The sequence below is a fragment of the Mycobacterium sp. genome, from assembly GCF_049280035.1.
Taxonomy (GTDB): Bacteria; Actinomycetota; Actinomycetes; order Mycobacteriales; family Mycobacteriaceae; genus Mycobacterium.
This window is the reverse complement of sequence record NZ_JBAPPI010000847.1, coordinates 1-6,142: the sequence shown is the minus strand read 5'-3', so window position 1 is coordinate 6,142 and position 6,142 is coordinate 1. Positions and strand designations below refer to the sequence as shown.

6 protein-coding genes are annotated in these 6,142 nt (G+C 66.6%); 3 read left to right on the top strand and 3 right to left on the bottom strand.

The window, feature by feature from the left end; all coding sequences use genetic code 11:
* Positions 1 to 630 (top strand): peptidylprolyl isomerase (locus WAN71_RS27110; RefSeq protein WP_422228279.1); only part of this gene is annotated, 630 nt, incomplete at its 5' end.
* Positions 631 to 646: 16 nt separating this feature from the next.
* Here WAN71_RS27110 and WAN71_RS27105 read toward each other — a convergent pair.
* Entirely contained in the window at positions 647 to 3,037 is a 2,391-nt protein-coding gene (locus WAN71_RS27105) for a RelA/SpoT family protein (protein WP_422228278.1), read from the bottom strand.
* 112 nt (positions 3,038 to 3,149) lie between these two features.
* On the opposite strand from WAN71_RS27105, the gene WAN71_RS27100 reads away from it, so the two are divergent.
* Positions 3,150 to 3,401, top strand: a complete 252-nt coding sequence (locus WAN71_RS27100; protein ID WP_422228277.1) for a type II toxin-antitoxin system ParD family antitoxin — start codon at positions 3,150 to 3,152, stop codon at positions 3,399 to 3,401.
* Positions 3,398 to 3,688, top strand: a complete 291-nt coding sequence (locus tag WAN71_RS27095) for a type II toxin-antitoxin system RelE/ParE family toxin (protein WP_422228276.1) — start codon at positions 3,398 to 3,400, stop codon at positions 3,686 to 3,688. The genes WAN71_RS27100 and WAN71_RS27095 overlap by 4 nt, the downstream gene beginning before the upstream one ends.
* 254 nt (positions 3,689 to 3,942) lie before the next feature.
* Here the strand turns inward: WAN71_RS27095 and WAN71_RS27090 are convergent, their stop codons facing one another.
* On the bottom strand, positions 3,943 to 4,497 hold the full coding sequence (locus tag WAN71_RS27090) for an adenine phosphoribosyltransferase (RefSeq protein WP_422228275.1): 555 nt from the start codon (positions 4,495 to 4,497) through the stop codon (positions 3,943 to 3,945).
* Positions 4,479 to 6,122, bottom strand: coding sequence for an ABC transporter substrate-binding protein (locus WAN71_RS27085; protein WP_422228280.1), 1,644 nt, complete (start codon positions 6,120 to 6,122; stop codon positions 4,479 to 4,481). The genes WAN71_RS27090 and WAN71_RS27085 overlap by 19 nt, the downstream gene beginning before the upstream one ends.
* Positions 6,123 to 6,142: the final 20 nt, after the last annotated feature.

The following is a 6,142-nucleotide window of genomic DNA, read 5'->3' as shown; positions in this document are numbered from 1 at the left end:
CTGCCGCCGTTCGTGCCCTCCGCCGGTCTGGGCGCTGACTGCGAGTACCCGCTGTCCGTCGATGCCGCCAGCAAGCCGGTGACCCTGCCCGAGACCGGCCAAGTGTCGACCGATCCCGCTCAGGTCGGCGTGAACATTGTCACCGACCGGGGCAAGATCGGCCTGCGGCTGGCGAACAACGAATCCCCTTGCACTGTGCACAGTTTCGTCAGCCTGGTGCAGCAGAAATTCTTCGACGACACCCAATGCCACCGGCTGACCACCTCACCGGGATTGTCGGTATTGCAGTGCGGTGACGCCAGAGGCGACGGCACCGGTGGCCCGGGCTATCAGTTCGCCGACGAATACCCGGTCGACCAGTATCCGCCCGGCGATCCGGCACTGAAGAAGCCGGTGATGTATCCGCGGGGCACGCTGGCGATGGCCAATGCCGGACCGAACACCAACGGCAGCCAGTTTTTCATGGTCTACCGCAACTCGCAGTTGCCGCCGGCATACACGGTATTCGGCACCATCGACGCCACCGGCCTGGCGACGTTGGACAAGATCGCTGCGGCCGGCGTCGCCGGCGGTGGCGATGACGGAACGCCCGCCACCGAAGTCACCATCACATCGGCGCGCCTGCGCTAGCCATCAGTGTCGCGAGTTAAGCCGCGGACGTCACGCGATAGACGTCGTAGACCCCTTCGACAGTGCGGACCACGTCCAGCAGATGCCCCAGATGCTTGGGGTCGCCCATCTCGAAAGTGAACCGGCTGATCGCCACCCGATCACCGGATGTGGTCACCGACGCGGAGAGAATGTTGACTTTCTCATCGGCCAGCACGCGCGTGACATCCGACAGCAGCCGGTGCCGGTCGAGCGCCTCGACCTGGATGGCCACCAGGAACACCGACGACGGCGACGGTGCCCATTGCACCTCGATGATGCGTTCGGCCTGCTGCTGCAGCGATGCGGCGTTGGTGCAGTCGGTGCGGTGCACGCTGACTCCGCCACCGCGGGTGACGAACCCCATGATCTGATCGCCCGGCACCGGCGTGCAGCACTTGGCGAGCTTGGTCAAGACGCCCGGGGCGCCGGGCACCGCCACCCCGACATCGTCGGTGCTGCGTGGGCGCCGCGGCATGGTCGCCGGGGTGGACCGTTCGGCGAGATCCTCCTCCGCCTGGTCGATACCGCCGAGCTCGGCAACCAGCCGCTGCACAACGTGCTTGGCCGATACGTGACCCTCGCCGACTGCGGTGTAGAGCGCCGATACGTCCGCGTAGTGCAGCTCGTTGGCCACCGCCGCCATGGACCCGCCGTTGACCAAGCGCTGCAACGGAAGTCCGCCGCGGCGAACTTCGCGGGTGATCGCTTCTTTGCCGGTTTCCAGCGCCTCCTCGCGGCGCTCCTTGGCGAACCACTGGCGAATCTTTGCTTTGGCGCGCGGTGACACCACGAACTGCTGCCAATCCCGCGATGGCCCGGCGTTGGACGCCTTGGACGTGAAAACCTCGACGACTTCGCCGTTCTCCAGATTGCGTTCCAGCGCCACCAGTCTCCCGTTCACCCGAGCACCGATGCATCGGTGACCAACCTCGGTGTGCACGGCATAGGCGAAGTCCACCGGCGTCGACCCGGTGGGCAGCGTGATCACATCACCTTTCGGGGTGAACACAAAAATCTCTTGTACCGCAAGGTCGTAACGCAGTGACTCGAGGAACTCGCCGGGGTCGGCCGCCTCTCTTTGCCAGTCGAGCAGCTGACGCATCCAGGCCATGTCGTCGATTTCGGCGGCCGCGAGAGCATGCGGAACTCCGTTGCGGCCCTTGGCTTCTTTGTAGCGCCAGTGCGCCGCGATGCCGTATTCGGCGGTGCGGTGCATATCGCGGGTGCGGATCTGGATCTCTAGCGGTTTGCCCTCCGGGCCGACGACGGTGGTGTGCAGCGACTGGTAGACGCTGTAGCGCGGCTGGGCGATGTAGTCCTTGAACCGGCCGGCCATCGGCTGCCACAGCGAATGCACCACGCCCACAGCGGCATAACAGTCCCGGACCTCGTCGCACAAGATGCGGACTCCGACCAGGTCGTGGATGTCGTCGAAGTCGCGGCCCCGGACGATCATCTTCTGATAGATCGACCAATAGTGCTTGGGCCGTCCCTCGACCACCGCGTTGATCTTGGACGCGTTGAGGGTGGCGACGATCTCGGCGCGCACCTTGGCGAGGTAGGTGTCTCGCGACGGCGCTCGGCCGGCGACCAGCCGCACGATCTCCTCGTACTTCTTGGGATGCAGGATCGCAAACGAGAGATCCTCCAGTTCCCACTTGACCGTGGCCATCCCCAGCCGATGTGCCAGCGGCGCAATGACTTCCAGTGTTTCGCGGGCCTTGCGGGCCTGCTTCTCCGGCGGCAGGAAGCGCATCGTCCGCATGTTGTGCAGCCGGTCGGCGACCTTGATCACCAGCACCCGCGGATCGCGCGCCATGGCGGTGATCATCTTGCGGATCGTCTCGCCTTCGGCGGCGCTGCCCAGCACCACCCGGTCCAGCTTGGTCACGCCGTCGACAAGATGGCCGACCTCTTCGCCGAAATCGCTGGACAGTGCATCCAGTGTGTAGCCGGTGTCCTCGACGGTGTCATGCAGCAGGGCCGCCACCAGCGTGGTGGTGTCCATGCCCAACTCGGCGAGGATGTTGGCCACCGCCAGCGGGTGGGTGATGTACGGGTCCCCGGAGTGCCGCAGTTGAGTGGCGTGCCGCTGCTCGGCGACCTCATAGGCCCGCTGCAACAACGACAGGTCGGCCTTCGGGTAGACCTCGCGGTGCACCGCCACCAATGGTTCGAGCACCGGGCTGAGCGCGCTGCGCTGCGCCGTCATCCGCCGCGCCAACCGGGCCCGAACCCGACGCGAGGCGCTGCTGGACGTCTTGAGGCTGATCGCGGGCTCGGTCGCCGTAGGCTCGGCGGGGGAAGGCTCGGCGAGCGAAGGAAAGCCGGCGACCTGCAGCGGTTCGGTGGGCGGCTGGACCGCCGTCCCTTTGTCGTCCGCCACTTTCGTCACCTCCGCCGTCCGCCGTCCAAGGATATCCCCGATTTTGGCTGAGCTTCCTTTTCGTGTGTCTCGTCGCGGGCGCTGCAATACCAATGATTGGTATCATGGCCCGGTGGGTAAGAACACGTCCTTCAGTCTCGACGAGCATTACAGCGCCTTCATCGACAGCGAGGTCGCCGCGGGCCGCTACCGGTCGGCCAGTGACGTCGTCCGCTCCGCATTGCGGCTGCTCGAGGACCGCGAAACTCAGCTGCGGGCACTGCGTGAAGCCCTAGCCGCAGGCGAACGCAGCGGCGTGTCGACACCGTTCGACTTCGATGCCTTCCTCGGCCGCAAGCGGGCCGAGCAGTCGCGCAAGCGGTGAGCCGATACCTCCTCTCACCTGCCGCGCAAACAGACCTGGAGCAGATCTGGGACTACACCCACGACCACTGGGGCGTCGACCAGGCAGAGGAGTACCTGCGCGAACTTCAACGCGCTATCGAGCGCGCCGCGAATCCACGAATCGGCCGGGCCTGCGACGAGATCCGTCCCGGCTATCGCAAGCTTGTTGCCGCATCACACACGCTGTTCTATCGGGTCAGCGCCGAACGCGTCATCGACGTCGTGCGCGTCGCACACCAACGAATGGACGTCGACCGTCACCTCTGACTCCTCGGGGAGCCGTTAGCCCCATCTGTCACATAGGCCACTACCTGGGCGGAATACGACGATGCGCCCGCCTCACAGCGACAACTTCACGCCATGTCGCTTTCGTTGTGGAAATCGAAAGTCGTTGCTTGATAGGGAGTTTCGCGTCCAGTCGAGACTGTCGCTGGGAGGCGGGCACATCGTCATGTGGTCGACGTCGCGGCTGCGGCGCGTCGGCTTTGTTTCGCAGCGAGCGTGTGTCTCGTCACGTATAGCTAGACGCGGTGCAAGCTGTGCACCGGCAGCGGCGCCACCAAGTTGCGACCGCCCAGCGCGGTCAGTTCCAACACCACCGCGGCCGTCGTCACCCGGGCACCGGCTTGCTCGAGCAACCGGTGCGCCGCGGCCACCGTGCCTCCGGTGGCCAGCACGTCGTCCACGATCACAACGTTGCGACCGGCCAATTCGATCCCCTCGGCGGGAATCTCCAGGCGGGCGGTGCCGTATTCCAGCTGGTACTCCGTGGCGCGCACCGGCGGCGGCAACTTGCCACCCTTGCGAATGGCCAGCACGCCGGTGCCCAGCCGGATCGCGAGGGCGCCGCCGATCAGAAACCCGCGCGCGTCGATACCGGCGATCAGGTCGGCGCCGGATGCCACACCGGCCAGCGCGTCGGTCACTGCGGCCAAGCCCCGGCGGTCGGCGAACAGCGGGGTTAAATCTTTGAACTCGACTCCGGCCGTTGGGAAATCTGCGACCTCCCGGGTCAGCGACGCGATGAGGTCAGCCACCGAATCGTGGCCCGCGGCAGTCACCGCACCAGGACCCATCGATCCATATTCCAGCCGGCGCCCCAGCGGCTCGGGTTGCTGCCGACGGCGTACATCTTCTTCGACGCCAGCAAGGTCCGCTGCTGGCGATACAGCGGCAACGTCGGCATATCGCCCCACAGCACCGGCGCGCTCTGCGCCAGCAACCGGACCAGCTCGGCGGGGTCGGCCGACACCGCCAGCGCGCTGATGATTCCGTCGATCTGACCGTTGGTATACCCGGACAGGTTGTTGCCGTTGCCGGTATGCAGGGCGTAGGCGTCTATGGCCGACGACCCGGTCGAGCCGCTGCCGGTCGCGCCGCCGGTGCTGGCCAATAACACGTCGATCTTCCCGTCCCGCAACGTCTGCGGGCCGGTCGAGTCGGAGGTGACGCCGGAGACCGTGATGCCGGCTGGGGCGCAGGCCTTGGCGATCGCGCCGACGATCGCGGCCAACCGCGCGTTGGGCGCCCGATAGCCGATCCGCACGGTCAGCGGCTTTCCGCCCAGCGCGCCGCGCGCGGCGTCGGGGTTCGACTTCAGATACTGGCCCGCCTCCGGAACGTTCTCCGCCCGTCCGATGGTGTCTTCGGCCGCGGTGTGCAGCCGCGCGTTGGTGATTGGTGTCCGGGCGTCGCGCGCGATCGCGTCACGCGGTGTGCACGAGGCCACCGCCCGGCGCGCGGCGACGTCGGAAAGCGGGCCGCGTGGCGCGAAGATCAGCTGTTCGATGCCGTCCGATGCGGAATCGGTGCGGCGGTACGTGTCCGGGGTGGCCAGCGTTCCCGACGAGCCGTCCGCGACGTCGACGACGTCGGCGCTCTTGTCGTTGACGCGATCTTGGATGTCGACTTTCTCCGGCCACACGGTGACCCGCTTGGTCATCGGCTTGGCACCCCACCAGCGGTCGTTCGCGACCAGCACCACCGCCCCGCCGTCCAACACCGATTCGATCTTGTACGGCCCCGACGACGGGAAATGCTTGGCGACGGTGCCCGGCTCAATGCCGGGTTTGAGGTCCCAGGTGGTGTTCCACAGCTGCGCGATGCGCCCGATGGCCGGCACGTCGTGGCGCATCAGCGCGGTGGTGACGTCAATCCCCAGCTCGTCGGCGATGACATGCGACGGCATCATCGTGGTCCCCGCGAACAGCTGGTTGTAGTCGACGACGTTGCGGTCGGGGTCAAACGACACTCGGGCTTTCTTCTGTCCCGGTTGGCAGTCGATGCCGGAGATGTCGACATAGCCGGCCTGGTTCGCGGCATCGAAGCCGGGAAACCGACCGGATTGGGCTGCCCACGCCAGCACCAGGTCGTCGCAGGTGACCGGCTTACCGTCGGAGTAAACGGCGTTGTCGGCAATCTGGTAGTCGAGCACCAGCGGCGAACCACCCACCATCGAGATCGCACCGAAGTCACGGTCGGCGACGACCTGACCGTCGGGGCCGTGGTAGCCGAATCCGGTCAGTGTGCGGGCGAACGCTTGCGCACCCGCGGAGGCGGCGCCGGTGACGGTGTTGCTGTTGTAGGTGGCCAGTGTGCCGTCGACGATGTAGTCGATCTGCCCGGCGGCGCTGCCGGAGCATCCCGTTAAGGTGCCCGGCGCGGCTGCCACCAGCACGGCCGCCAGCGAGCTGGCGGCCAGACGCCAACGCCGGGCAGCCA

Bases quoted from the DNA above. Each gene is read 5' to 3' on its own strand.
- WAN71_RS27090 (WP_422228275.1), bottom strand. From the start codon at position 4,497: ATGGGTCCTGGTGCGGTGACTGCCGCGGGCCACGATTCGGTGGCTGAC.